1 protein-coding gene is annotated in these 306 nt (G+C 65.4%); it reads left to right on the top strand.

Going from position 1 to position 306, the window contains the following annotated elements; translation table 11 throughout:
• Positions 1-260: DUF6118 family protein (locus HBA93_RS20270; RefSeq protein WP_221724473.1), on the top strand; the 260-nt coding region annotated here is incomplete at its 5' end.
• Between the last annotated feature and the right edge of the window lie 46 nt (positions 261-306).

A 306-nucleotide genomic window follows, 5' to 3' on the forward strand; every position in this document is an offset into this window, starting at 1 on the left:
TTTTGCTGTTGCCGCGTTTCCTGCCCTTCTCGGCCGACACCCATGTTGCGGCGACCGTCATAGGTCAGGACCGATGGAACGCCGGCGTCACCATGATGCGGGTGGCCGATCCCCGAAGCTGGCGCGGCGTGGCCGATTCCTCGCAGCTCGTGCGCGACAATGCCGAGGCGATCGGGCAATGCGCCGAGGCCGCGCGCACGGCCGGTTCAGATCAGCAATGCACCATCACCGTGAAAGCGCCGGCAGCACCGGCGCAGTAGGGTTGTGGGGGGACACCAGTTATTTCGGGAGGTTTTCTTCCGCCTC

Source organism: Ochrobactrum sp. SFR4 (genome assembly GCF_019730395.1).
Lineage (GTDB): Bacteria > Pseudomonadota > Alphaproteobacteria > Rhizobiales > Rhizobiaceae > Pseudochrobactrum.